Raw genomic sequence first — 26,034 nt, 5'->3', positions numbered from 1 at the left:
TCAAATTTAGGCTTTTAACTTCATAAAAAAAATAGAAGTAAGCATTTACTGTATGCTAATGTTGCCTGTAATTTGTTTTAGTGTGGTTTCTGCAGCTTTGGTTTGATATTCGGCATCGTAAAAAACAGCGGTGGCGTTGAGGTAGTTACGTTGCGCTTCACGTATTTCTAAAGGTGAAATTGAACCTAGTCTGTATTTTTCAAGAGATATTTCCAAACTCTTACGGGCCAGTTCAACATTGGCCTGCCCAACCTTTATCAGTTGTAAACCCGAAAGGTATGAGCTGTATAATTGCCCAATTTGTGCTTCGAGGTTTGTGCGGGCGCGGTCAATATTAATTTGTGAATTTTCAATTTGCAGCTTGGCATTGCGTTCACGTCTCCATTGGTTAAAGCCATCAAATATGTTGATGCTGGCCGAAAGGCCATAGTTAAAACCACGTGAGTTTTGCACGCGTGCAAAGCCTGCGGGGTTACGGCTGTTATTCCAAATGTAGCCACTGCTTACAGCTACCTGCGGGTAACGGGTTGATTTTACCTGCCTTAAATTAATTTCAGATAAACGTTGCTCAATAGATGCCGAAAGCAGGGTAGGGTTTTGCGCCTGGGCCTCGTTTATGATGTTGCCTAGCAATAGTTTCTCATCAACTATAATTGTATCGGCAACGTTAAATTCAGTTTGAGGGTTACGGGCCAAAATGCGGTTTAAATCAACCTTGCTGGCTTTAAAAAGTTGTTGTTGTGTTAACAGGGTTGCAGTATCGGTATTAAGTGCTACCTGCGCATTATAAACATCAAGGCGTGCTACCCGGCCCGCCTCAAAACGGTCAGTTGCAAAGCGTATCTGTTTACGCGATACTTCAATTACTCCCTGCAACGCCTTAATTTGCTTTTGCTGGTTAACCAAATCAAAGTAGCTTATAATAACGTTAGCAGTAGTGCGCTGTATGGTATCACGAAGACGCATTTGCGCCAGTTTATCCTGCTGTTTAAACTGATCGTAATTAGCAAACATGTTAAAGCCGTCAAAAATGGTCCAGTTGAGGTTTACGCCGTAGTTGGTACCCGTGTTGTTGGCGTTATTTATACGGTTAACGGTGTTATCACTGCGTGTTTGGGTTGTTGTTTGAATACTGTTGCTTTGTGTAAAAGTGCCGGCAACATTAGGCAGTATGCCTGCATTGCCGATGGTTACATTATTTTTAGCAATGGCAGAGGAATTTTTTGATAGCTTAATGTCATAGTTGTTCTGCAAAGCTATCTCCAACGCTTCTTTCAAAGTAAGTTGTGGCACGTTTGGAACCTTTGTTTCCTGTGCATGTAAAGCGTTAGCCAGTGCAAGCAAACCAAATACAATACAGGTGAATTTAATTATCTTCATTGCTTAGCTTACAGGTTTTCAATTAATAAAGGTTCTTTTCTGGTTGCTTCGTCCTCAGGTTCTTCGTCCGGGTTGCGGCGGGTTTTAGATGCCAGCAACACGTACATCATTGGAATTACATACAGCGTAAGAACCAGCGAAAACATCATCCCACCCATAATTACTATACCTAATGATACCCGGCTTTTAGCGCCCGCCCCCAAAGCCAGCGCAATAGGCACGGCACCTAATACTACAGCTAAACTGGTCATTAATATGGGGCGTAAGCGTGCAGTGGCGGCTTCAACAACGGCTTCATACTTAGGCAGGCCGTGTTCCATGCGCTGGTTGGCAAACTCAACAATCAAAATACCGTTTTTGGTAACCAAACCTACAAGAGTAATCATACCAATCTGGCTAAAAATGTTTAGTGTTTGGTTAAAGAACCATAATGATACAAAGGCACCTGCAATTGCCAGCGGAACGGTAAGCATTACAATTACCGGGTCCATAAAGCTTTCAAACTGTGCGGCCAATACCAGGTAAATCAACAAAAGGGCAAAACCAAAGGCAAACAAAATGTTAGATGAGCTTTCGGCATAATCTCGTGAGGGGCCGCTAAGCGCAGTACTGAAACTTGGGTCGAGCATTTTGTTAGATATGCGCTGCATTTCATTAATACCATCGCCAATGGTATAACCCTCAGCTAAGCCAGCCTGAACCGTGGCTGATTTGTAGCGGTTAAAGTGGTAAATAGATGGCGGTGCAGAGCTTTCTTCAACCTTAACTACGTTATCTAACTGCACCAGGGTGCCTTTGCTACTACGCACATAAACAGATTTGAGGTCAAGCGGCTGATCGCGGTTGGCGCGGTCAACCTGGGCTATTACCTGGTATTGCTTGCCGCTCATTAAAAAGTAATCTAAACGGCCGGCACTATAATACAGTTGAAGTGTTTGAGAAATATCGGCAACAGAAACTCCTAAGTCGCGTGCGCGGTCACGGTCGGTTGTTATGCGCAGCTCAGGCTTGGTAAATTTAAGGTTAACGTCAGAGCTTGAGAAAATAGGACTTTTGCTTACCTCGCTAAAAAAGTCAGGCAAAACTTTGCGAATTTTTTCAAAATCCTGGTTTTGAATAACGAATTGTACCGGCAAAGAGGTACGTGCACCGCTACCGCCGCCGCTTATGGTTTGCTCCTGTACAACCAGCGCCCGCGCATCTGGAAAGCGTTTAAGTTTTCCGTTAAGCCAGTCGGCAATTTGCGCTTGCGTGCGGGTACGTTCATTTGGCGGTACAAGCCCCAGCCTGCCAAAACCCGAGTTGGTTGATGCACTACCAAAACCGGGAGAAACAATTTCAATATTAACCTTTGCTTCGGGGATGGAGTCTTCAACAAGTTGCGCAACACGGTCCATGTATTTGGTCATGAACTCGTAATTGGCACCCTCTGAACCGGTTACCGTGTAACGCAGTAAGCTACGGTCATCTAACGGAGCAAGCTCTGATGGTATGACTTTAATTAAAATGCCTATCAGCAAAACCGAAACAGCCAGTATGACTACCGATACCCATTTCAGTTTCATAAACGACACGAGGGTATCGGTATATGCCTTGTTCATGCGTACGAAGAACGGCTCAGTTTTCTCATAAAAAGCCGATTTTTTATGGTTTTTGCGAACTAAAACCACGTTAAGCATAGGCGTTAACGATAATGATACAAATGCTGAAATTAATACTGCACCGGCTACAACCACGGCAAATTCCCGAAACAGCCGGCCGGTAAAGCCCTGTAAGAAAACGATGGGTAAGAACACGGCCGCCAGCGTTACCGATGTAGATATTACGGCGAAGAAAATTTCGGCCGAGCCCTCAAACGCGGCCTTGCGGATAGGCATGCCTTCTTCAACCTTTTTATATATATTTTCAGTTACTACAATACCATCATCAACCACAAGGCCGGTTGCCAAAACTATTCCAAGCAGAGTTAAAATATTGATAGAGAAGCCGCATATGTACATAATAAAAAATGCACCAATAAGCGACACCGGAATATCAATTAGCGGGCGGAAAGCTATAAGCCAATCGCGGAAGAAGAGGTAGATAATAATTACAACCAGGATGAAGGAGATAATAAGGGTCTCTTCCACTTCTTCAATAGATTGGTTGATGAAGCGTGTATTATCAAGAGCTACCTGAAGTTGTATATCGGGCGGTAAATCTTTTTGTACCTGAGCTAAACGAATGTAAAAGTCTTTAGCAATTTGAACATAATTGGCACCCGGCTGTGGCACAACCGCCAAACCCACCTGCGGCACCAGCGATTCTTTAAAGGCAGTTTCCTCATTTGCCGAACCTAAAACTGCATAGCCAATATCGCTAAGGCGTATAACACGGTTGCTGTCAGCTCTGATAATAAGGTTGTTAAAGTCTTTCTCGGTGACCAGTTTACCCAGTGCTCTTACGGTAACTTCGGTACTGTTACCGGATATTTTACCGGCCGGGAGTTCCACGTTTTCACGCGCAAGGGCAGCGCTAATATCTGTTGCTGCGAGGTTTAACGCCGAAAGCTTATTAGGGTCAATCCACAAGCGCATTGCATACTGGCGCTGGCCCTGCAGGTTAATTTGGCTTACACCCGGAATAGTTTGCAAAGCCTCCTGCAATACATTTTCGGCGTAATCATTTACCTGGGTAATGTTTCGGGTATTGCTGCTTACGGTAAGGGTTATAATATTATCGGCGTTGGCGTCGGCTTTGCTTACTACCGGTGGTGCGTTAATATCTTGTGGTAACTGCCGTTGTGCTTGCGATACCTTGTCGCGAACGTCGTTCGCTGCGGTTTCCAAATCGGCATCGAGGTTAAACTCAACCGTAATATTGCTCGAGCCAACCGAACTTGTTGACGAAATATTTCGAATGCCCTGTACGCCGTTTATTGCTTTCTCTAACGGTTCGGTTATTTGTGATTCGATTACATCGGCGTTAGCACCCGAATAACTGGTACTTACACTTATAATGGGCGGATCGACCGAGGGAAAATCGCGAATGCCTAAAAATTTGTAACCAATAACGCCGAAAACTACAATAACAACCGACATTACCGTGGCCAAAACAGGCCGCTTTATACTAACTGAGGATAAACTCATTTATGCTTTATTTGTAAGTGCCTGCTTATTACTTAATAACTTTTACAATTTTTAAAGGAACCTTTGGCCGCATTTGTATAATGCCCGATACAATTACACTGTCGCCCGGTTTAAGGCCTTCAATAATTTCAATTTGGGTATCGGTACGTACGTCGGTTTTTACAGGGCGTGCGTAGGCGGTATCATTACGGGCAATAAATACCTTGCTCGATTTTAAATCAGGCACTACACACTGTGTAGGAACCATAATAGTACGCGGGTTTTGCTCAAGCACCAGGCTTATTTTTGCAAAGCCGCCTGCCGTAATTTCATTACCTGGGTTTGCAGCGCGGGCGCGTACGGTTACCGTACGTGATAAGGCATCAACTTCCGGATCAATAGCATATACCGTAGCACTAAAGTTTTTACGCGAACTGGCAATATTGAAAGATATTTTAGTGCCTTGCTTTACCAGTGAACGGTACCTTTCGGGAACCGAAAAAGTAACTTTCATAGGGTCGGTATTTACCAGTGTAGCAATGTTGGTTTGCGGTGTAAGGTATCCGCCCGGGCTTATATTGCGCAAGCCAATTGTACCGCTAAACGGAGCGCGTACAACCGTACGTGCAATTTGGGCTCTTATACCGTCGGCCTGAGCCTTAAGCGTATTGTATGATGATAGTGAGGTGTCATACTCTTGCTTGCTTACTGCTTCCTTTTGCAGTAAAACGCGGTTGCGGTATTCGTTCTCTTTAGCAAGTTGAATTTGATAGTCGGTTTGCTTGAGCGTTGCCTGTAAGTCCTGATCATAAACGCGTACCAGCACCTGGCCTTTTTTAACGCGGCTGCCTTCGGTAAAGTAAATGCCGGTAATGTTGCCCGCGGTTTGGCTGGTAAGGTTTACCCTTTCATTAGGGTCAATTGTTCCGGTAATGTTTATGGTGTTGTTGAATACAGTGTCTTTTATTATCTGCACAGTGACAGGTATGGGCCCGCCTTTTCTTTTGCCGTCTTTACCACCTTTTCCTCCGGCCTGCGCTCCGGCGGCAGGACCGCCCTCCTTGTTTCCATCGCCACGAAGTTTGTTAAATATAAGGTAGCCGATAATCAATGCTATCGCTATAAAAACAATGTATCTTATCTTCATGGAATTTAAAAAGTGCGTTTGTTAAAGTGGTTTGTATATAGATTGGCAGCGTAGGGGCAGCTATAAAATTAACACTTATGGTGTTAAAATAAAGCAGCGTTACTACACTGTTAAACTAACAAGCAAAATAAGGGCTAATTATTCACGTCAAATCTATGTATCAACCATTTTACAACTATACATGGCTAATTAGCAGACGGTTTGCCCGGTAAAAAATTTTATTTTAGCCGGATGAAAAAGTGGCACTTAAAAATTCTTGTTTTATTTTATTTTTTACTGATGAGTTTTACCAGTGAAGCAGCGGGTGCGCTGCAAATATCTTATACTGTTAGTTTTCCTGAGGCGCAGGCCCACTATGCCGATATTGAAATGGACATTAAAGGCATTGCTCAAAGCAAACTTAATTTAAAGATGCCGGTGTGGACACCAGGTTCATACCTGGTGCGTGAGTTTGCCAAAAACGTGGAATCGTTTTCGGCGCAAAGTGGCGGTAAAGCCGTGGATGTGACTAAAGTGCGTAAAAACGTGTGGCAGTTAAATACGCAGGGGGTAAGCTCTGTAAAAGTTAAGTACCGCTTTTATGCTTTTGAAATTTCGGTGCGTACCGCATTTATTGATGTTACGCATGCGTTTTTATCAACCTCAGGCATGTTCTTTTATCCTGAGGGGGGGCTTAACCTGCCATCAACCATAAAAATTATTCCTTACAAAAACTGGAACAAGGTTTCAACCAGTTTAGAAATGGTTGGCAATGATCCGTTTACCGTAAAATCGCCAAACTATGATATCCTTTATGATTCGCCAATTGAGGTAGGTACACAGGATATTTTTGATTTCAAAGTTGGAAACACCAATTACGAAGTATGTATGTACGGCGGAGGTAATTACGATAAAGAACGCCTTAAAAAGGATATGGCCAAGGTGATTGAAGAAGAGGTGAAAATTTTTGGCGAAAATCCGAACAAGCGTTATGTATTTATTGTGCATAACTATGTAAAAGGTGGCGGTGGCCTTGAGCACCTGAGTTCTACCGTTTTGGGTGCAACCCGCGATGGTTATACCAAGGAGTCGACCTACGAAGGATTTTTAAGCCTGGTAGCACACGAGCATTTTCACTTGTGGAATGTAAAGCGTTTACGCCCTATCGCTTTAGGTCCGTTTGATTATGATAATGAAAACTATACCACCAACCTGTGGATAGCAGAAGGCTTTACAGCTTATTATGATAACTTAACCGTGCGTCGTACTAACCTGTTTCCTGTTGAGCATTACTTAACCGCGCTTGCGGCTGATTTCAATACAATTGACAATACCCCCGGAACCAAGGTTCAGCCGGTATCTCAATCAAGCTTCGACGCCTGGATTAAAAGCTACCGTCCTGACGAAAATACCATTAACACCGGCATTTCTTACTATAACAAAGGTGCTGTTGTGGGTATGATGCTTGATTTGGAAATTATTAATGCTACGCAAGGCAAGCAGTCGTTAGATGATGTTATGCGTTACATGTACAATGAGTACTACAAAGTAAAAAAACGTGGTTATACCGATGCTGAGTTTAAAGCTGCATTTGAAAAATTTGCCGGTAAAAAACTTGATGATTTTTACGCCAAGTACATTAACGGTACCGACGATATGGACTATAACAAATACTTAGCTTATGCAGGTTACCGTGCATTTAATGAGTATGAAGGCCATAGCATTGCCGATTTAGGTATACGTATGCTTCCACCGGCAAACCCGGCAGGTCGTATTAAGGTAGCCGGAGTATTGCGCGGTACAGCTGCCTGGGTTGATGGCATAAACGTGAACGATGAACTGGTGAGCATAAACGGCGTTGCAGCAACAGATCCTAAAACCTTAATGAAGGATAAAAATGTAGGCGATAAGCTTGATATTGTTGTTATACGTGATGGACGTGAGCTAACTATTCCGGTTACTTTAAAGCAAACAACGCAAAAGAAATACAGCATACAAAGCCGCACAGATCTTACACCTCAACAACAAGTTGTAAGAAAAAAATGGTTAAACTTTAATTAATCATCTGTGCCATAACTATTAAATAGTTGTTTGCGTACAAGCACGTAAACGATTTAAAGAATAGGAGTTGGCATGATGAAAATATTATTTTTTTTAACCGCGTTGATTTGTATAGTAGGTTGGGCAGTATGCGTGTTTGTATATAATGCAACGGACTTAATCCATTCGCTGCTGGCCTTTGCCGCCATATTTGTGGTAATGGGCATGATGGGTAGCGAGCAGCATGGCCCAGTATCAAAACCCGAGCTGTTTTAAGCGAAAGAGCTATATTTATAAATAACGCCTGGCGCAATGTGCCGGGCGTTATTTTTTTGTGGAAATCCAAACCGAGAAGTTACCTACAAAGGTGCCTTACAAAATCCAGGTTATCTTTCCCTCAAAATATTGAGGAAAGTTTTAAGTATTGTTACAGTTCAAATAACAAATTTTAGCTAGCTTTAAGCTAATGAAAACCATGATTGTGATCGTTTATTTAAAGAGCTAACGATTTTGTGCAGTACAATCAATACTAAATGCTAAAAGGATGAAGAACAAAAGTGTTAGTAAAGGACTAATGTTTTGTGTTATGTTAACGCTGGCATTAGTAATACAAGTTAACGCAGGATTTGCTCAAAAGCAAAGCTTTGATTTTCAAAAGTCTTTCATCCAAAGTTTTAACTACCCTGATGAATTGAGAAGTGCGTGTACACCAACATTTACTAACTTACTCATAAGTGTTTCATCAAAGGGACAGGTGGAGGATATGTTGATTTCAGATAGCGCGAGCGACAGCTTTAAAAATGCTTTCAATCTTATGAAAGGTAGCCTTGACACATCTGCGCTCAAGTCCATTATTGCGGTTAATAAACTAAAGAGCTGTAATATTATAATGCCCATCTTTTATGTTTACGCATCTGATTATTGTACCAATACTTTTGAACCAATAGGGTATTTAAGCGAAAATTACCTGCTATTTAATGGTCATAGCATGCATAAGCTGTCTTTCAACTTAAAACCTGTGATGATTAGTTTGTACAAACCGGTGCATTGATAATCTAATTGCAAACGTGTCTACCATTTTTAAAAGATCGAAGTTTGAATTAATATTTATATAACTAATCCCAGTTACTTTAATTCCCCAATGTTAATTACTTGTTCAAAAGTAAATGCTAAAAAATTTAGTATTTATTTTTGAACTTTTTATTTTTGGGCCATGCTAAAATTGAGGCAACATAGGGAGAAGCGGGATGTGCTTGGGTTTAGGTTGCCTATGCTAACGCATGAGGAGCCTGAGCTTGACGTGTCAGAGATTATTGTAATAGACCCTGACAATACCTTTTACATGCGTATGGGCAGTGATGCCATGCGAACCTATCATATTCTTAAAGATCATGTGCTGGTAATTGACCGAACGCTTAAACCTGTGCCGGGCAGTATTGTAGTTTTTTTTTATAACGGTGATTTTTTTACAAGAGAGTATGCACCCGAAGGTAACCAGTTGGTGTTAAAGGCTGATAAGCCATCTGATAGCATAACCATTGGCGCCGGTGAACACTGGACTTGCTGGGGTGTGGTTACCGTTACATTAAACCCGGTTTTACATCCGCGGCACAGAGTAGGGAGGTATAGTCGTGTTTGCGCATGTTGATATTAATAATTGCTACGTAAGTTGCGAAAGGCTATTCAAGCCCGAACTGGAAGGCCGTGTAGTTGTAGTGTTAAGCAACAACGATGGTTGCGTAATTGCACGCAGCAATGAAGCCAAAGAAATAGGCATTAAAATGGCCGATGCCGAATTTATGGTAAGGCAAAACCTGCAAAAGAACGATGCCGTAATATTCAGCAGCAATTATCCGCTTTATGCCGATATGAGCGCCCGCTTAATGAACAACCTTGCCCGCTATACCTATACGCTAATGGTTTACAGTATCGACGAGGCGTTTATGGCTCTCGGAAATATACACAGCCTTGACCTGGAGAAGCACGCTGAAACAATTAGCACTAACGTAATGCACGATACCGGCCTACCAATTACCCTGGGCATTGGACCAACACTATCACTAGCTAAGCTGGCAAATAAAGCAGCAAAGAAGCAAAAGAAAGCTTTTATGGTGCTTGATACGGAAGAGAAGATCAGCAAAGCCGTAAAAAATTTTCCTATTGAGGATGTATGGGGCGTTGGGTTGGCCTATTTTCAAAAATTGCTGGAGCATAAAATAAATACAGCTCATGATTTCAGGCAGCTAAAGGCCGATTTTGTACGCCAGCAAATGACAGTGCAAGGTTGGCGCCTGCACCAGGAGCTTTGGGGCATACCATGCAACGTTATAAGGGATGTTGCCGAAAGATCAAAGGGTATTGAGAGCAGCCAAAGTTTTAATACCTATCAAACTCGGCTTGAACCTATTGAGGAAGCCATTGCCATGCACGCAGCAACAGTTGCGCTTAAGCTTAGGCAGCAAAAAAGCATGGCTCTTACGCTTACCATATACCTGCGTACAAATAAGCATAATGTAAAGCACGATCAGCATTATCCAAGCATCACCGTGAAGGTTCCGTTTGCTGCCAATAGTACGCACCAGTTTACCCGTGTAGCTGTACAGGCTATAAGGGCTATATGGCAACCAGGTTACAATTATTTAAAAACCGGCTTACGGGCTACAGGCATTATACCTGCCGGCGAAGTTCAGTATAACATGTTTGCAAATTACGAACACAGCCGCGAACAAAAACTTGCCGGGTTAATGGACGACCTGAACAACCGTTACGGAAGGGGTACTTTAAAGCTGGCCATTGAGGGTTTTGACCGCAAGTGGATCATGAAACAGGAATCATTAAGTAAGCAATACACTACCAAATGGAATGATATCGTAGTAACGCGCTGAAGATTTCATCGATAATACTATTCTTCAAGTGGTTAACGTTTGTAATATAATGCTAATATTATTAGCTTTGTAAATTAATGTTTTAATGTATGTGCGGACATGTTGAGATAGGCGAACAAAAAGATATTAAGATCATAACCCGCGATGGCGGCTCTTACACACCCAAAAACAACGGTGGCGGCAACCCGGGTTCAATGCTTCCTGTTGTTACCGATGCCGTTCCTGATAAAGTGCAGCAATACCGTTGGGGCTTACTGTCGCTTGATGACAACCGTGTGCACAGTAAACACAAGCATGCCCGCATCGAATCGTTGTTTTTAGTACCCTTGTGGCGAGAGCTTGTAGGTAAAAAGCATTGCGTGGTACGTATACAAGCTTTCTTTGAGTATAATAAAGAGCAGGAGCGCACGTATCGTGTTGAACGCATCGATGGTCAGCCATTTTACATTGCCGGTTTGTGGGATGTATGGTTTGATATTAAAACCGGCATTTTGCTGCCAACCTTTACCATGATTACCATGGAGCCTAACGCAGCGATGGCGCAAATTCATGATCGTATGCCCGCCATTTTGGAGCGTAACGATATTAAAACCTGGATAAATGGTAATTATACCGGAGAGCAGCGCGTTGCATTTTTACGCAGCAAACCCTGCCCGCCCGAAAACCTTAAAATAACCATACATAAACAAATATCATAAAGCGGCAATTATAACCAACGCTACAGTGTAGTTTGTAGTGTACTGCTTGCTATATTATGGCTAAGGTTAGCATTTAAAGTGTTTAACTCCTTTGCTTTTTGCAGTTTGTGATAGTAATAATATGAAGCAAAACCCAAGGCTACAAATAATAACATAGGAGCCCAGTTTTCAACCGATTTGCCCGAGGCGGCCACAGAATATATCGCACCTATTAAATCAAAAATTAACCCAGCGTAAGCCCATTCTTTAATACGGGGGTAGCCCGGAACCAAAATAGCGATAGTACCTAATAGTTTAGCCACGCCTACAAAGGGTAACAGATAAGCAGGCATTTGCATTTCTTTAAAACCTTGTACGGCCATATCCATCACCAGTACATCGGGTATGGCGCTGCCTACCATTACAAATAAGAACAGACCGGTAACTATCCAATAAATAATTTTGATTTTTTTCATAATTGATAAGTTTAGTGTTTAATAAAGATAAAGATTTTGTTACTGCCTTTGAGCCGAAAATGACAACATCCAGTTAAAACCATACTTATCGGTAACTGAGCAAAAATAATCGCCCCAAAACTCTTCCTTAGGCGGCATCAGCGGCTGGCCACCTGCGCTCAGTTTATCAAACAATAAGTCAACTTCTTCAGTACTTTCACAACTCAGGTGTAAGCTTACGTCTTTTCCTTTGGGCAAATCTCCTCCCATGCAATTGTCTGATGCCATTATGGTAAAATCGCCGATTATTAAACCGGCATGTAGTACAGTATCCACCATTGATTCTGGAAACTGATTTTTGGCAGGTGATTCGCCTATGGTCATTAAATTCAATTCACCTCCAAAGGTGTCCTTGTAAAAGTTCATGGCCTCGCGGCAGTTGCCGTCAAAAAAGAGGTAAGCATCTAGTCTTTTCATCATTTTAAGTTTTATAGTGTAAAATTCCTTATTGCTGCATTCAACATGTTTGAATATACAATAACTAAATTCAAAAAGTATTGCAAAGCTATTTGGATAACCATATAAAGATGAGTGTATTTACGCCAATTTGAGGGGTTGATTGCGACAATACTTTCCGTTAAATTTGATTTATGAAGCACATATCAATCTTAGTACCTAAGGGAGCAATTCTGGGTAGTTTGGAAGGCTCAAGACAATTGCTTACCCAGGTGAATCATTTTTTTGCAGCCAAAGGTGAAGCTCCGGCATTTGACGTGCAATTGGTAGGGCTATCAGCCCATACACCTGTTACTGGTGGCTTGTTTACCGTAAATACCGATGCTGTAATTGATAATGTGCATAAAACAGATCTTATTATTATACCCGCTCTTGATGGTGATTTAACCCAGGCCATTGAAAGTAACAGAGACTTCATACCCTGGATAATTAAGCAGCATAGTGCAGGTGCAGAAGTGGCAAGCCTGTGTTTGGGTGCATTTCTGTTGGCTTCAACAGGTTTGCTTAAGGGCCGTAAATGCGCCACACATTGGATGGCTGCTAATGCATTTCAGCAGATGTTTCCGGAAGTGGAGTTAGTAACAGAAAAAATTATAACCGATGAGCAGGGGATATATTCAAGCGGAGGTGCATTTTCTTACTTAAACCTCATTCTGTATCTCATTGAAAAATTTACCGGCCGCGAAATGGCTATTCTTAGCTCCAAAGTTTTTGCTATTGAAATGGAGAGGAGCAGCCAGTCGCCGTTTATTATTTTTCAAGGGCAAAAAGATCATGCCGATCATTCTGTAAAGAAAGCACAGGAATACATTGAGCAAAACTACCAGGAAAAAATAACGGTTGAGCAGCTTGCATCAATGTTTGCCCTGGGCAGGCGCAACCTTGAACGCCGCTTTAAAAAGGCAACTTCAAATACCGTGATAGAATATATTCAGCGTGTGAAAATTGAAGCTGCAAAGATGAATCTTGAAAACACGCGAAACAGTGTGAACGAAGTGATGTATAACGTAGGTTACACCGATACCAAAGCATTCAGGAGTACGTTTAAGCGCATAACCGGCCTATCACCGGTTGAATATAAAAATAAGTATAAGCGCGAGCTTGTGAATTAATTAGGAGGTATAGATTTGTGTTACTATTATTCAGTTTGATCAACCGGTAGTTCAAACCAAAAGGTGCTGCCGTAATCTAACTTGCTATTAACACCAATTTTGCCGCCATGGCTTTCAATTATTTCTTTACAAATGTATAAGCCTATACCAAAGCCTTTCACAACTTTCATTTGTTCGCTTTCTACCCGGTAAAAGCGCTCAAAAACGTGTGCTTGATCTTCAACTGGTATACCCATTCCCTCGTCAGTTACCGATATTTTGGCTACCTGCCCCGATGTTGTGCATGAAACTACAATGGTGCTGTTGAAGGGAGAATACTTAACTGCATTATTGATAAAGTTGGTTAATACTTGTCCTATTTTTTCAATATCGGCGTTTACAATAACATCTTCAACGTTGGCAAAGTTAACAACGTGAGTACTAACTGTAGCTAAAACTTCTTCTTCGGCATCTGTTAACAAACGGGCAATGTTAAAGCGTTCGCAATTCAGCTTAATTTTACCTTCACCCAAACGGGCGACATCTAAAAAGCCGCTTATTAAGCCCGACATGCGGTCAACCTGGCGTTTAGCTTTCTCAGCAATATCGGTAATTGTAGGCTCGTTACTTTTAGCGGCTTTTATTTTAAGCATTTGTATGTAGCCGCTTATTGAGGTAAGCGGTGAACGCAATTCATGGCTTACCATGCCTATGAAATCATTTTTGCGCTGCTCATCTTGCTTGCGTTCGGTAATATCTAAAATAGTACCTGAAAAAAATGGTGCCTTACCCTGCTCAGCTGAGGCGTAAACCTTACCTGTAGCACGTACCCATCTTTGCACATTATCATGATAACCAATAACAGGGTATTCAATATCAAAGGCAGAGCCTTGCGTTAATGATGCATTTACTGCGCTGGCTACTTTATAGCGATGACTTTCTGCTATCTGTGCCAATGCGGCCGATAGGGACAACTCTTCTTCGGGATCAAAGCCAAACAATTCTTTTAAGCGTGGCGAAGACACAAACTCATGTGTTGCCGAATCAAGGTAAAACGTACCTAACTCTGCCGATTGCACTGCCAAACGAAGCCTTTCTTCGGCAAGCTCAACACTCTCGCGGCTTTTTACATTTTGCGTAACATCGTAAGCAGTATTTAGCAGTCCCCAAACGGTTCCGTCTTCGAGCTTTAATGGTGTAAAGCTATAAGTGTAGTAAAATTCTTTAATCTGTCCCTCATGCAGGTATGACATGTGCGCCTCTGACTGTTCATAGGGGATACCCTTGCGATAAACCTGGCGCATGGTTTTGGGAAAGTCAAGGGCAGCCAGTTCGGGTAATGCAACATTAAAAGGCATTCCAAATACGGTACTGTCTTTACCCCATGCCTTGAGCATCATTTTGTTCGCAAAAATGATCTTCATGTCTTCGCCGGTATGCAACGCCATTGACATGGGTGTATGCTCAATAATCTGCATGGCCTCGCGCTCTTTAAGCGTAAGGAGTGTGTTTAACTTTTGTATTCGCTTGCCTGCGTTTTCAAGCTCTAATAACTTTTTGCGCAGCTTTAACTTTGATATAACCTGACCTGCTAAAATTTTGAGTGCCAATTGTTGTTGTTCGTTAAGTTGCTTGCGTTTATGGTCAATTACACATAACGAACCTAAGGCATAACCCTCTTCATCAACCAATGGCATGCCCGCGTAAAAAACAATGTTTGGGTCGCCCGTTACTAAAGCATTGTTTTTGAAACGCTCGTCTGCACGGGCGTCTTCAACTTCAAGAATGTCGTTGGGCTTATTTATAGCATGAGCACAAAATGATAGGGCTCTATCGGTTTCTGTTACATCTGTGCCGTAGCGCGATTTAAACCATTGACGGTTTTTATCAACCAGGCTAATAAGCGCTATAGGCGTACCGCATATAGCTGATGCCAGTTGCGTAAGCTCATCAAAATCCTGTTCAGATGCAGTATCGAGTATATTGTATGCCTGCAATGCAGCAATACGTTTTTGCTCATTACGCGGAGTTGGAGCTTCTTGCATTAAATTTTATACAGCGGCTAATAATGTAATAAAGGTAGCCAATTTTATGAACATGCGTTACCTTTCAAAATATCTAAAGCTACCAGCTTAGGAAGGAGCTATAAACTAAAATGTTTTTACGAACGAGAATCCGGCGTAACCGTTGTTAAAGGTTGGGATGAATAAAGTGGCTTTCTTATCATCCTTATTTTTGTCGTTTCTGAAAAATGTATTACGAATGTAGGGGTATAAGAGGTAGGCTGCCTTTGTTGACAAGATACCAAACCCAGCTCCGGCAATAATATCACTAAACCAGTGGTCGTTGTTATAAACCCTTAAAATAGCGGTTGCGGTTGCAAACGAGTAAGCATAAACACCAAACCAAGGTGAAACCTCGCCATATTCCTGTGCCATAAATTCGGCGGCCGCAAAGGCTGTACTGGTATGGCCTGATGGGAATGATTGCCTGTCAAACTGATTTGGGCGCAGCCTGTCTGCCGTTTTTTTAATCAGCGTAACAGTTCCGAGCCTGATAGCTTCAGACATGGCGTAAAGTATGGTACGGTCAATAAACCTGTTTTTACCAGCCAATCCAAAAGCATTTAAACCATAAACGGTAATTACGGGTACAAACTGAAAATAATCGTCTATTGGCGTATGAAAATTGGGGTTTTTAGTTTGCACATTGTTATAAACGTGATAGTCAACATCCCGTATTGGCTTTACACCTAACGATAAGAAACCATAAGTTATAAAAACAGCCGGCGGAAGTAACGACGTGAACTTACTTTCCAGGTGTTTAACCGTATCGGGCACCTGTAAAATATGATCGGTTGAATCTTTACGGACTGTGTCTAGGGTAATTTGCGCAAATGAATAATTAGTAATACATAATACTGCAAACGCAGTAAATATAAATTTATGTAGCGGTAAAGTTTTGCGCATCATGTGCCTGTTAACTTGGTGTTAATACTTTTGTACCATATAATTTACAAAGCGGTTAATATGTTTTTGTAAAACAAAATTTTATATAACCTTTTGCGTGTTTATACGCTACCTGCAGTTAACCCGTGATGATTTATCAAATTCTACCTGGTTGCTTTAGCTGAAGTTTTAGTTTAATCAACTTAAAATCATGTGTCAGTGCTGAGTGTAAACCATGAGCTAAATTCCATAAGCTTCAATACGGTCGGCTAACAAGTGCAGCACTTTTTCACTTACGTTGCCGAGGTTACTACAAAGTTTAAGGTACTCATTATTGCAGGGCTCAAAGCCTGCTACCAACTTGCCTTCTTCATACACATTTATCTTACAGCGTTCGTGGCTGTGGTGTGGGTATTCTGCAATTTCAAAGTGATGAGTATGCTTACCAGCTTTTATATCAATTACTGTTTTCTCCATATTGCCAAAGGCTTTACTTAATATAAACGCGTAAGCAATTTTATTGTTTAGGCCTGTATTTGTACAACATAGGGCATATTAAAGCGTTCAAATACTGCTCCCCTAATTAAAACAAATGATGGTTTTGGCCGTCTTTTCATTTACATCTATCTCTTATACAGTGCACCTCCCATTAAACTATATACAGGACTATTTAAAAAAAATGGTTCTGTTTGCATTGCTATGCATACCTGCTCTTGCAGTAGGGCAAACCGTACCTGTTGATTCAGTCAAGGCCGACTCGTTGCGCATAAAGCAGCAGCAAGTTAAACCCCCTGTCGAAGATTTTTCAAGGCAGTTTGATGTAGGCGATCTTTTTAACCTGATATTCCATCCCAACGGCAGAAAGGATTCTGTAAAAAAGAAACCGTCGGGCATTACTATTATACCTAACGTGGCATCAAACCCCAGTATAGGTTCACAAATAGGTATAAAGGCGGTAGCCGGTCGTAAGTTAGGGGCCGATCCTAAAACCTTAATGTCTGTTGCTGCTACTTCGGCCTCAATTACCACCAAGGGCATTATTTACTTTTACATAAACCACAACGTATTTACTAACGCCAACCACTGGAACCTTCAGGGCAGTTTGGTAGCTGCCAAAACCGTTACGCCCGATTTTGGCTACGGCATTGGCCAAGCAAATAATGGCAGTACCGAAGACCAGGCACTTGCTAATGCTGAACGTAAAGGGTATGTGTTCCATTCCATCTTCTTTAACTTTAGGGAGAAGATTTACAAGGAAATTAAGCCAAACCTGTTTGTGGGTGCGGGCGTATCATTTGATATAAGGCGGAGTATTGAAGATCGTATATCAACCACCGACTTAACGCCCTATAATATTTATGCCGACCGTTATGGGTTTGACCGAGGCAACTACTCGGCCAATGGATTGCTGTTTAATGTGCAGTACACCACGCGCGATAATTTAAACCGGGCATACAAAGGTTTTTATGTTGATGCCGGCGTGCGTTTGAATCAATCATGGATGGGCAGTTCAAAAAATGCCATGGTTTTTACTACAGACCTGCGTAAATATTTCAGTCTCTCCAAACGTAACCCCGAGCACGTGGTAGCTTTATGGAATTGGGGCTCCTATCTTGCCACAGGTGCTTTACCATACCTTGAGTTACCGGGTTCGGGTAAAGACCCGGCCTTTCGTAGTGCGCGCGGGTATACCGTAGGCTACTTCAAGGGTACGCAATACAACTACTCAGAAGTTGAATATCGCTTTCCACTTTTACGTAATAAATTCATCAGCGGAGTAACTTTCTTTAACCTCCAAACTGCTAACGATGCTGCCGGTACCAAATTATTTGAAAAATGGCAGCCGGGCTATGGTGGGGGCTTGCGTGTACTGTTTAACAAAGCAACACGCACCAATTTATGTTTAGATTATGCCTGGGGGCGCTATGGCTCAAGAGGTTTCTTTTTGGGTTTAAATGAAGCTTTTTAAAAACTATGGGTTGTGCTGTAAAGCCTGCCAAATCTTTTAGCTTTGCGGCTTTGATACACAAACATGGAATTACTATTAGCCAGAAGCGGCAACCGCTGTGAATTATGCAACGCAGAAAACAGCTTATCGGTTTACACTGTACCGCCGGCAGAGCATCCCAACAACCAAATTGTAGTATGCGAATCGTGCTTGTTAGAACTAAACAGCGGTACAACTGACCCGCAATACTGGCGCTTTCTGCCTGATGCCATGTGGAGCGAGGTGCCGGCTGTACAAGTTTTAGCATGGCGCTTACTTACCCGCCTTAAAAATGAAACCTGGGCCGCCGACAGTTTAGACATGCTTTACCTTGATGAAAACACGCTGGAGTGGGCCAAACAGGCTGCAATTGAAGATGCAGCGCCAGCCGAAGTGCATAAGGATAGTTTGGGCGCAGTGCTTGAGAACGGAGACACCGTAGTGCTTACACGTTCGTTAGATGTAAAAGGCAGCCAACTGAACGCCAAGATGGGCACTGTTGTCAAAAATATTCGTTTAGTGGCCGATAATACCGAGCAGATAGAAGGAAAAATTGATGGGCAGATGATAGTTATACTTACCAAGTATCTGCGTAAGCAAAAAAGCTAAACGCGTTGAGGGTTGTCGCTTATTTGTTGCGTTTGTGTTATAAGTCAATTTGTTACATTTGATAAAACACTAAACTATGAGCGATATAAAGAAAGAAGACATTAAACAGGAGGTGTATGATTTGTATGACGATTATGCACACAACCGTTTAGACAGGCGCGGCTTTATGCAAAAGCTGTCGTTATATGCCGTTGGCGGTTTAACCGTGCCTTCGTTAATGAGTTTTTTGATGCCTGATTATCAAAATAACATACAGGTAAAGGCCGATGACCCGCGTTTAAAATCAGAATATATCAATTACTCATCGCCCAAAGGTGGCGGTACTATCAAAGGGCTGTTATCAAAACCGGCCAATGCCAAAAAGAAATTGGGAGGCATTATTGTTGTACATGAAAACCGCGGGTTAAACCCTTACATTGAAGATGTTGGCAGGCGTGCGGCAGTGGCCGGCTTTATATCGCTTGCGCCTGATGCGCTTACCCCACTGGGTGGCTACCCGGGAAATGACGATGAAGGACGTACCATGCAAGCCAAGCGCGATAAGGGCCAGATGGAAGAAGATTTTATTGCTGCGTACGAGTACCTGAAAAACCATAAAGATTGCAACGGCAAAGTAGGTGTAGTAGGTTTTTGTTATGGAGGAGGTATTGCCAACATGATGGCCGTACGTGTACCTGATTTGGCTGCCGCAGTGCCGTTTTACGGTGCACAACCCGCACTTGCCGATGTGCCCAAAATAAAGGCACCGCTTATGCTGCACTATGCATCATTAGATACCCGCATTACCGCTGGCTGGCCGGCATATGAAGCTGCCTTAAAAGAGAATAACAAAAAATACCAGGGTTTTATTTACGAAGGCGCTAACCATGGCTTTCATAATGATACAACGCCGCGCTATGATAAAACAGCTGCCGAACTTGCCTGGAAGCGTACCATTGATTTCTTTAATGAGAATTTGAAATAATCAGCTTAATCAAGTTCAAGTTAATTAAATAACAATGTAAAACATAACGCTCGACTTAATGGTCGGGCGTTACATTTTCTACTCTGATTTAGTGGCGTCAAGTGATTCTATAAGCTTCTTTTTACCCCAAGCTCCAATCCGCGCAGTTCGGCCAAGCCTTTTAAGCGGCCAATTACTGAATAGCCCGGGTAAGTATCATAGTTGTAATCGTCCAATATTTTGTGGCCATGATCTGGCCGCATGGGGATTGACAAGTCACTTCTGCCTGTACTCTTACGTTTAATTTGTTCATTTACTACTGCTTTCATTACAGCATACATGTCAGTACTTCCAGTAAGGTGTTCATCTTCATAAAAGCTGCCATCAAGTTCGCGGCGTACATTACGCAAATGCAAAAAATGAATATGAGCTCCAATGCGCTCAATTATGCCCGGAATGTCATTCAACGCATTAGCTCCCAATGAGCCTGTGCACAAAGTAATTCCGTTTGATGGTGAAGGGTAGGCATTGACTACATCAACAAGGTCTTGCTCCGTACAAACCACCCTTGGCAAACCCAAAACTGGGATTGGCGGATCGTCGGGGTGGATACACATTCTAATGCCCGTTTCTTCTGCAACAGGTATAATATGTTGCAGAAAGTAAGCCAGGTTTTCCTTTAGCGTTTGCTGATTAACCTGTGCGTATTTTTCAAGATATACTTTGAACTCGGGTATGGTAAAAACCTCATCAGTACCGGGTAGGCCAGCTAATATGGTATTAGTGAGTAATTCAATATCAGGTTGTGTTAAGCTATCAAGATATTGGCGGGCCGCAAGTTGCTCATCTGCACTAAAGTCAGTTAGCGCACCTTCTCTCTGGAGTATATACAAGTCAAAAGCCGCCAGTGCTGGTGCATGGTATCTTAAGGCAGAAGCACCGTTGCTCAACCGGTAATCTAAATGGGTGCGCGTCCAGTCAAGCACCGGCATAAAGTTATAGCAAACTGTTGTTATGCCACATGCCGCCAGGTTTTCCAGCGTCTGTTTATAATTGTCAATGTAAGTGTCACGTTCGGGCAAACCAATTTTTATGGATTCATGTATGTTTACACTCTCCACAACCGACCACCTGAAACCGGCTTTTTCTATCGTTTCTTTTCTTATTTCTATCTCCTCAATGCTCCAAACGTTGCCGCAGGGTACGTGGTGCAACGCCGATACAATTCCGGTAGCGCCTGTTTGTTTAATGGCCTGCAATGTAACAGGGTCGTTTGGGCCAAACCATCTGAAAGTTTGTTCTAAATCTGGAATCATGAGGAGAAAATCTTTAAGTTTTTATTGAAGTGATGCTTAGATTAGTTATATAAGTACGCTTGCAATATTAGTAAGTTAATAATGTATGCACACATGTCATTACTTAATTAATTTGCTTCCAGGCAAGTTCCAGATATAAAGGTTTTAAACCACCATTTATATTTAACACCAGGCGCTGAACTACGATGCCAAGCTCAACATGGAACTGTTTACAGTGTTTGTGCCGAGTTTTAGTTATTAATATGTTTAAGCCAAACTGCTTTAGTGCTTAATTATTTGAAATTGACCACTTCGTAAAATGCTTTTTTGGGTTGCAGGTTGGCATCAAAAAGCAGCGGGAAATTCTTTCGACCTTTAACGGGGTACTCGTCCAGCCAGGTATAACGGTCAGACAGGTTCCAGAAAGTTACGCCGGTAATATACTTTTTATTTGCCCGTAGCACTTCAAAAATTTCCTTGTACTTGGCCATGTGCTTTTGTTCAATTACTGGAGGGTATTTACCTTTTTCGCCGGGCCGTAAATTGCGGTGTTCTTTTTCCCACGGATATATTGAAACATCAAGTTCAGTAACCTGAACTTTTAAACCCAGCGAAGCAAATTTTTTAATGGTTTGATTGAGCTCTGCGGCAGATGGTTCATTGAGTGACCAATGCCCCTGCAAGCCAACTGCATGTACCGGAACCTTTGCCTCGATCAGTTTTTTTAACAGCTTATATACCCGCTCTGCTTTTTCGGGCCGCTCGGAGTTATAATCATTGTAAAATAAAATTGCTTTAGGGTCGGCCTCATGGGCATATTCAAAGGCTTTTGCTATGAATTCCTCGCCACATATTTGATACCATAGAGAGTTGCGCAGAAAATTTCCCGGGTTATCATCAATAGCTTCATTTACTACATCCCACGCATAAATCTTTCCTTTGTAACGTTTAACTACCTCAAAAATGTGATCGTGCAGGCGTTTCAGTAATACCTGCTTACTTACCTGATTACCGCTGCTATCTTTAAATATCCAGTAGGGTACTTGTTCGTGCCAGCAAAGATTATGTCCTCTTACCAGCAAATTATTCTTTTGAGCAAAATTCACAATGGAGTCAGCATCTCTCCAGTAGTAAACGCCCTCCTTTGGGTGTATAGGGCCCATTTTCATGGCATTCTCAGCGGTTATGCTGCTAAATTGCCTGCATATTAAATCGGCTTGTTCACCATTAATCTCTTTTAAACCTACCGCAACACCTATAGAAAAATAATTTTTATAGCTTTCTTTTAGTGTTTTACTTTGATTAGTAGTTGTGTTGTTCACCTGTCCTAATGCTGACAGGGCAGACATAAAACAGACGAAGCATATGCATGAAATCTTAATCGTCATAAAATTGTGTTGTTTGAAATTTAGGTGTAAATGATGTTTGTGCTGATGTATGACCCTTGGCCATACCTTACACTTAAGTTTATAATCGGTTTATGTTGTAAATGTATACAAAGTTATTTATAATTACAATCGATTGCATAAACCTGCTATTTTGTAAATCAATTGCAGTGTAGAACTGAATTTATCTTTTACTAAAGAGAATAAAATTCGAACTAAACAACCATTACCTAACCAAGTATGATCAGAAGAAAACACTATTTAAATTTAGTTTTACTATCAGCAACTGCTATTGCAGCAGGGCTCACATCATGCCAACAACAGGCAAAAAATAATGACAAAATGCTAGCTGCAAATGTTGATACAGCAGGAGTTAAGCAATATCTTTCGCAGCCAATAATTAGGAACATATACACGGCCGACCCATCTGCCCATGTTTTTGAAGGAAAAATTTACGTTTACCCATCTCATGATGTAGAAGCCGGCGTAGCCGAAAATGATAATGGCGACCATTTTGACATGCGTGATTATCACATCTTATCAATGGATAGCGTTGGCGGCAACGTTACCGACCATGGGGTGGCGCTTAGTTTAAAAGATATACCTTGGGCCGGGCGGCAACTATGGGCACCAGATGCTGCATTTAAAAACGGAACATACTATTTATACTTTCCTTTAAAAGATAAAAACGATGTGTTTGCTATAGGCGTGGCTACATCCAAATCGCCTGCCGGTCCGTTTAAAGCGGAGCCAAAACCTATTGCAGGTAGTTTTAGTATTGATCCTGCTGTTTTTACTGATGAAGATGGCAGCACGTACATGTATTTTGGTGGTATATGGGGCGGCCAGCTACAACGTTGGAAAAATGGGAAGTATGATGCCAATGGCTCAAAAACCGATTTGCAGCAGGATGATGCACCGGCAATAAACTGTAAGGTAGCTAAGCTTAACGCCAACATGAAAGAGTTTGATGGTGAGGTGAAAGATGCAGCTATTATTGATAGTGCAGGAAAACCGTTGTTAGGTAAAGACCACGATCGTCGTTTTTTTGAAGGTTCGTGGATGCATAAGTATAATGGTAAGTATTACTTCACCTATTCAACCGGCGATACACACCTCTTAGCCTACGCCATTGGCAGCAAACCTACCGGGCCGTTTGTTTACTCAGGTACTTTTATGCAGCCTGTTGATGGGTGGACAACCCATCATTCCATTGTTGAGTTTAAAGGTAAGTGGTATATCTTCTATCACGATACGCAGCTTTCGGGAAAAACACATTTGCGTAATGTAAAGGTAACCGAACTAAAACACGAGGCCGATGGACATATCGCAATGATATATCCTAACAAAAATAAGCAGTGAGCTTATGGCTATTCGTTCTTGTAATTTAAGGTTTAGGAAAGCTATTATACTGCTTTACAGATTATTGCAGATCTTAATTTTCAGATGCAATTTGTTTAAAAAGCTGGTTATGTACTTTACTGTTGGTGTAAACCACGGCTCAAACAAGCAAAATGTATGCGGCGAATCAGGGAAAGTATGTACCTCGCTGTAGATCTTATATTTGTTCAGCGTGTCAATATAATCTGTACGGCCGGCATGCATACGGTCAACCGAGCTGTTGATGAAGAGCGTAGGTGGTGTTAGCGGGCCAACGTGCGTTAGCGCTGCAGCTTCTTTCCATAAGTCGGGCCTTTGGGTTTTGTTGTAGCCAAACCAATAGGTGGCTGCCGATATTGATTTGCTGTCATCGCCCTCGCCCGATTCGGGGTGTATCAAGGCCAACGTTCCGTCAATATCTACAATGGCCATCAGGTTTTTTTCAGTTGTTCCTAATAAGGTAGCCAGTTGTCCGCCAGCCGAAAAGCCCAGCACACTTAATTTCTTTGCATCAACATTGTACTTTTTAGCATGAGATTTTACCCAGGCAATTGCAGCTTTTAAATCGTTAACAGCAGCAGGATAAAGCGCATCGGTAGATAAATGGTACGCCGGTGTAAAGCAAACAAAACCTTGCCTTGCCAGCTGCTGTGCCAATGCGTAATGCTGTGTACGGTTGCCCGAACGCCAACCACCGCCATGTATGATAATAATTGCAGGTAAGCGTTTTTGTTGCCTCTTGGGAGCAAATACATCAAGCAAAAGTAATTGTTTGTTTACGGTAGAGTAGCTGATGTTCTTGATGGCCTCTACATCTTCAGGTAAGCTATCGGGCGCCAGTTTTATGGCAGGATACTTTTTAACGGCGTTGCGGTACGCACTGTTATTTGAGAAAGAGGTATCGGGCTTATGTGTAAGGCCCTGCATAAATTGACAAAAGCCGCCTTTGGCCACTAAAATAAGGCAAACGGTTACTATAAGCCGGTACATCAGTTACTTTCCGCCTGTACGTACATACATGTAAACAATGGCAATAATTACGGTTAAAGCCAAAACTATCAGCCCGGTGATACCTTTCCGTTTATCCTGTTTCATTACCCAAAACAGTAGTCCTACCAGTGGTAAAACAAATATCAGCCAAAAAATAAGCGAAGGTGCACTCATGGTGTTTATATTAAAAAGGCATACGGGCCAGTGGCGCCACATGCTGATCGGTAAAATCTTTTTGTAAAAATTTATAGTAGCCTGCTATGGCAATCATTGCGGCATTATCAGTGCAATATTCCATTTTAGGTACAAAAGTGTTCCAGTTGTATTTGTTGCCTAATTCCTGTAAGCCTTGCCTTAAACCTGTATTGGCCGATACCCCGCCCGCAAGCGCTACATCTTTTATGCCGTAATCTAACGCAGCTTTAGTAAGTTTATTAAGCAAAATGGTAACAATGCGCTTTTCAACCGAAGCACATATATCAGCCATATTGTTTTGAACAAAGCCAGGTGTTGCAGCTTCGTTTTTTTGTATGAAGTATAGTATGGCAGTTTTTAGTCCGCTAAAGCTAAAGTTGTAACCCGGAATTTGGGGTTCGGGAAATTGATAGGCATTAGGGTTGCCCTGCCTTGCATATTTATCAATTAGTGGTCCGCCGGGGTAGGGCAGGCCAAGTATCTTACTGGTTTTATCCATGGCCTCGCCGGCAGCATCATCCTGAGTGTGGCCTATTACCTCCATATCAAAATAATCTTTCACCAAAACTATTTGCGTATGTCCGCCCGAAACGGTCAAACATAAAAAGGGGAATGTTGGTTTAGGTTCATCAATAAAGTGAGCCAAAATGTGGGCTTGCATGTGGTTAACCTCAATTAGAGGCAGGTTTTGGGCCAGCGCAAACGCTTTCGCAAATGATACGCCTACCAATAGTGAGCCCAACAGGCCCGGACCACGTGTAAATGCTACCGCATCAATATCATTTTTGCTTACTTTTGCGTTAGATATTGCTTGTTGTACAGCAGGAATTATGTTTTGCTGATGAACTCTGGAAGCCAGCTCGGGAACAACACCCCCGTAGGCCTCGTGTATAGTTTGGTTGGCTATGATGTTGCTAAGCATCTTGCCATCGGCGTATACCGCTGCAGAGGTTTCATCACATGATGATTCTATTGCTAATATAACGGGCATTTGTTTACAGGGGTTTAAAGCTGCAAAATTATCA

General features: G+C 42.1%; 24 protein-coding genes. 11 read left to right on the top strand and 13 right to left on the bottom strand.

From position 1 onward, the window contains the following. Positions 1 to 45: 45 nt before the first annotated feature. Genes GO816_RS15925 through GO816_RS15915 form a run of 3 tightly spaced genes read right to left on the bottom strand, consistent with a single transcriptional unit; the run spans position 46 to position 5,634 of the window. Positions 46 to 1,380 carry a TolC family protein gene (locus GO816_RS15925; protein ID WP_157542932.1) on the bottom strand — a complete coding sequence of 445 codons (1,335 nt, stop codon included), beginning with the start codon at positions 1,378 to 1,380 and terminating at the stop codon, positions 46 to 48. Positions 1,381 to 1,388: 8 nt separating this feature from the next. Then, on the bottom strand, positions 1,389 to 4,508 hold the full coding sequence (locus GO816_RS15920; protein ID WP_157542931.1) for an efflux RND transporter permease subunit: 3,120 nt from the start codon (positions 4,506 to 4,508) through the stop codon (positions 1,389 to 1,391). Between the two features lie 28 nt (positions 4,509 to 4,536). Next, positions 4,537 to 5,634: an efflux RND transporter periplasmic adaptor subunit gene (locus GO816_RS15915; protein ID WP_157542930.1), complete on the bottom strand. Its 1,098-nt coding sequence runs from the start codon at positions 5,632 to 5,634 to the stop codon at positions 4,537 to 4,539. A 279-nt stretch (positions 5,635 to 5,913) separates the two neighbouring features. On the opposite strand from GO816_RS15915, the gene GO816_RS15910 reads away from it, so the two are divergent. From GO816_RS15910 to GO816_RS15885, 6 genes are all read left to right on the top strand, one after another. Continuing rightward, on the top strand, positions 5,914 to 7,674 hold the full coding sequence (locus tag GO816_RS15910) for a M61 family metallopeptidase (protein WP_157542929.1): 1,761 nt from the start codon (positions 5,914 to 5,916) through the stop codon (positions 7,672 to 7,674). A gap of 72 nt (positions 7,675 to 7,746) precedes the next feature. Beyond that, on the top strand, positions 7,747 to 7,929 hold the full coding sequence (locus GO816_RS15905; protein ID WP_157542928.1) for a hypothetical protein: 183 nt from the start codon (positions 7,747 to 7,749) through the stop codon (positions 7,927 to 7,929). Positions 7,930 to 8,197: 268 nt separating this feature from the next. After that, positions 8,198 to 8,704, top strand: coding sequence for a hypothetical protein (locus GO816_RS15900; protein WP_157542927.1), 507 nt, complete (start codon positions 8,198 to 8,200; stop codon positions 8,702 to 8,704). Positions 8,705 to 8,866: 162 nt separating this feature from the next. Continuing rightward, positions 8,867 to 9,301 (top strand): LexA family protein, encoded by a 435-nt coding sequence (locus GO816_RS15895; protein ID WP_157542926.1) that lies wholly within the window; start codon positions 8,867 to 8,869, stop codon positions 9,299 to 9,301. Beyond that, entirely contained in the window at positions 9,285 to 10,538 is a 1,254-nt protein-coding gene (locus tag GO816_RS15890; protein ID WP_157542925.1) for a Y-family DNA polymerase, read from the top strand. The genes GO816_RS15895 and GO816_RS15890 overlap by 17 nt, the downstream gene beginning before the upstream one ends. A gap of 89 nt (positions 10,539 to 10,627) precedes the next feature. After that, positions 10,628 to 11,236 (top strand): SOS response-associated peptidase, encoded by a 609-nt coding sequence (locus tag GO816_RS15885; protein WP_157542924.1) that lies wholly within the window; start codon positions 10,628 to 10,630, stop codon positions 11,234 to 11,236. 20 nt (positions 11,237 to 11,256) lie between these two features. On the opposite strand, the gene GO816_RS15880 is transcribed toward GO816_RS15885, so the two are convergent. Next, the gene (locus tag GO816_RS15880; RefSeq protein WP_157542923.1) at positions 11,257 to 11,691 is read right to left on the bottom strand and encodes a DoxX family protein; all 435 of its coding nucleotides are present in this window, start codon (positions 11,689 to 11,691) and stop codon (positions 11,257 to 11,259) included. A gap of 39 nt (positions 11,692 to 11,730) precedes the next feature. Beyond that, complete coding sequence (locus GO816_RS15875) at positions 11,731 to 12,150, bottom strand: VOC family protein (protein ID WP_157542922.1); 420 nt, start codon at positions 12,148 to 12,150, stop codon at positions 11,731 to 11,733. 170 nt (positions 12,151 to 12,320) lie between these two features. Here GO816_RS15875 and GO816_RS15870 point away from each other — a divergent pair, with 170 nt between their 5' ends. Continuing rightward, positions 12,321 to 13,298, top strand: a complete 978-nt coding sequence (locus tag GO816_RS15870) for a GlxA family transcriptional regulator (RefSeq protein WP_157542921.1) — start codon at positions 12,321 to 12,323, stop codon at positions 13,296 to 13,298. 26 nt (positions 13,299 to 13,324) lie between these two features. Here the strand turns inward: GO816_RS15870 and GO816_RS15865 are convergent, their stop codons facing one another. From GO816_RS15865 to GO816_RS15855, 3 genes are all read right to left on the bottom strand, one after another. Further along, positions 13,325 to 15,322 carry a sensor histidine kinase gene (locus GO816_RS15865; RefSeq protein ID WP_157542920.1) on the bottom strand — a complete coding sequence of 666 codons (1,998 nt, stop codon included), beginning with the start codon at positions 15,320 to 15,322 and terminating at the stop codon, positions 13,325 to 13,327. A 105-nt stretch (positions 15,323 to 15,427) separates the two neighbouring features. Beyond that, positions 15,428 to 16,249 carry a phosphatase PAP2 family protein gene (locus GO816_RS15860; protein ID WP_157542919.1) on the bottom strand — a complete coding sequence of 274 codons (822 nt, stop codon included), beginning with the start codon at positions 16,247 to 16,249 and terminating at the stop codon, positions 15,428 to 15,430. Between the two features lie 216 nt (positions 16,250 to 16,465). Beyond that, positions 16,466 to 16,702 carry a hypothetical protein gene (locus GO816_RS15855; RefSeq protein ID WP_157542918.1) on the bottom strand — a complete coding sequence of 79 codons (237 nt, stop codon included), beginning with the start codon at positions 16,700 to 16,702 and terminating at the stop codon, positions 16,466 to 16,468. Positions 16,703 to 16,862: 160 nt separating this feature from the next. Between GO816_RS15855 and GO816_RS15850 the strand changes: the two genes are divergently transcribed. The 3 genes from GO816_RS15850 (at position 16,863) to GO816_RS15840 (ending at position 19,785) form a co-directional block, all read left to right on the top strand. Further along, complete coding sequence (locus GO816_RS15850) at positions 16,863 to 18,194, top strand: BamA/TamA family outer membrane protein (RefSeq protein ID WP_317163647.1); 1,332 nt, start codon at positions 16,863 to 16,865, stop codon at positions 18,192 to 18,194. A gap of 63 nt (positions 18,195 to 18,257) precedes the next feature. Continuing rightward, on the top strand, positions 18,258 to 18,821 hold the full coding sequence (locus tag GO816_RS15845; protein ID WP_157542917.1) for a PhnA domain-containing protein: 564 nt from the start codon (positions 18,258 to 18,260) through the stop codon (positions 18,819 to 18,821). 76 nt (positions 18,822 to 18,897) lie between these two features. Next, positions 18,898 to 19,785, top strand: coding sequence for a dienelactone hydrolase family protein (locus tag GO816_RS15840; RefSeq protein ID WP_157542916.1), 888 nt, complete (start codon positions 18,898 to 18,900; stop codon positions 19,783 to 19,785). Between the two features lie 107 nt (positions 19,786 to 19,892). On the opposite strand, the gene uxuA is transcribed toward GO816_RS15840, so the two are convergent. Then, on the bottom strand, positions 19,893 to 21,080 hold the full coding sequence (gene uxuA / locus GO816_RS15835; protein WP_157542915.1) for a mannonate dehydratase: 1,188 nt from the start codon (positions 21,078 to 21,080) through the stop codon (positions 19,893 to 19,895). 272 nt (positions 21,081 to 21,352) lie between these two features. After that, positions 21,353 to 22,408, bottom strand: a complete 1,056-nt coding sequence (locus GO816_RS15830) for an endo-1,4-beta-xylanase (protein ID WP_232336595.1) — start codon at positions 22,406 to 22,408, stop codon at positions 21,353 to 21,355. Between the two features lie 276 nt (positions 22,409 to 22,684). On the opposite strand from GO816_RS15830, the gene GO816_RS15825 reads away from it, so the two are divergent. Then, on the top strand, positions 22,685 to 23,806 hold the full coding sequence (locus tag GO816_RS15825; RefSeq protein ID WP_157542913.1) for a glycoside hydrolase family 43 protein: 1,122 nt from the start codon (positions 22,685 to 22,687) through the stop codon (positions 23,804 to 23,806). A 54-nt stretch (positions 23,807 to 23,860) separates the two neighbouring features. Here GO816_RS15825 and GO816_RS15820 read toward each other — a convergent pair whose 3' ends face one another. Genes GO816_RS15820 through tsaD form a run of 3 tightly spaced genes read right to left on the bottom strand, consistent with a single transcriptional unit; the run spans position 23,861 to position 26,000 of the window. Further along, entirely contained in the window at positions 23,861 to 24,814 is a 954-nt protein-coding gene (locus GO816_RS15820) for an alpha/beta hydrolase (RefSeq protein WP_157542912.1), read from the bottom strand. A 3-nt stretch (positions 24,815 to 24,817) separates the two neighbouring features. Then, on the bottom strand, positions 24,818 to 24,988 hold the full coding sequence (locus tag GO816_RS15815) for a hypothetical protein (RefSeq protein WP_157542911.1): 171 nt from the start codon (positions 24,986 to 24,988) through the stop codon (positions 24,818 to 24,820). Between the two features lie 10 nt (positions 24,989 to 24,998). Further along, positions 24,999 to 26,000 carry a tRNA (adenosine(37)-N6)-threonylcarbamoyltransferase complex transferase subunit TsaD gene (tsaD, locus tag GO816_RS15810; protein ID WP_157542910.1) on the bottom strand — a complete coding sequence of 334 codons (1,002 nt, stop codon included), beginning with the start codon at positions 25,998 to 26,000 and terminating at the stop codon, positions 24,999 to 25,001. Between the last annotated feature and the right edge of the window lie 34 nt (positions 26,001 to 26,034).

The organism is Mucilaginibacter aquatilis, assembly GCF_009755275.1.
Classification (GTDB): domain Bacteria; phylum Bacteroidota; class Bacteroidia; order Sphingobacteriales; family Sphingobacteriaceae; genus Mucilaginibacter; species Mucilaginibacter aquatilis.
This window is presented reverse-complemented; position numbering and strand designations above follow the sequence as displayed.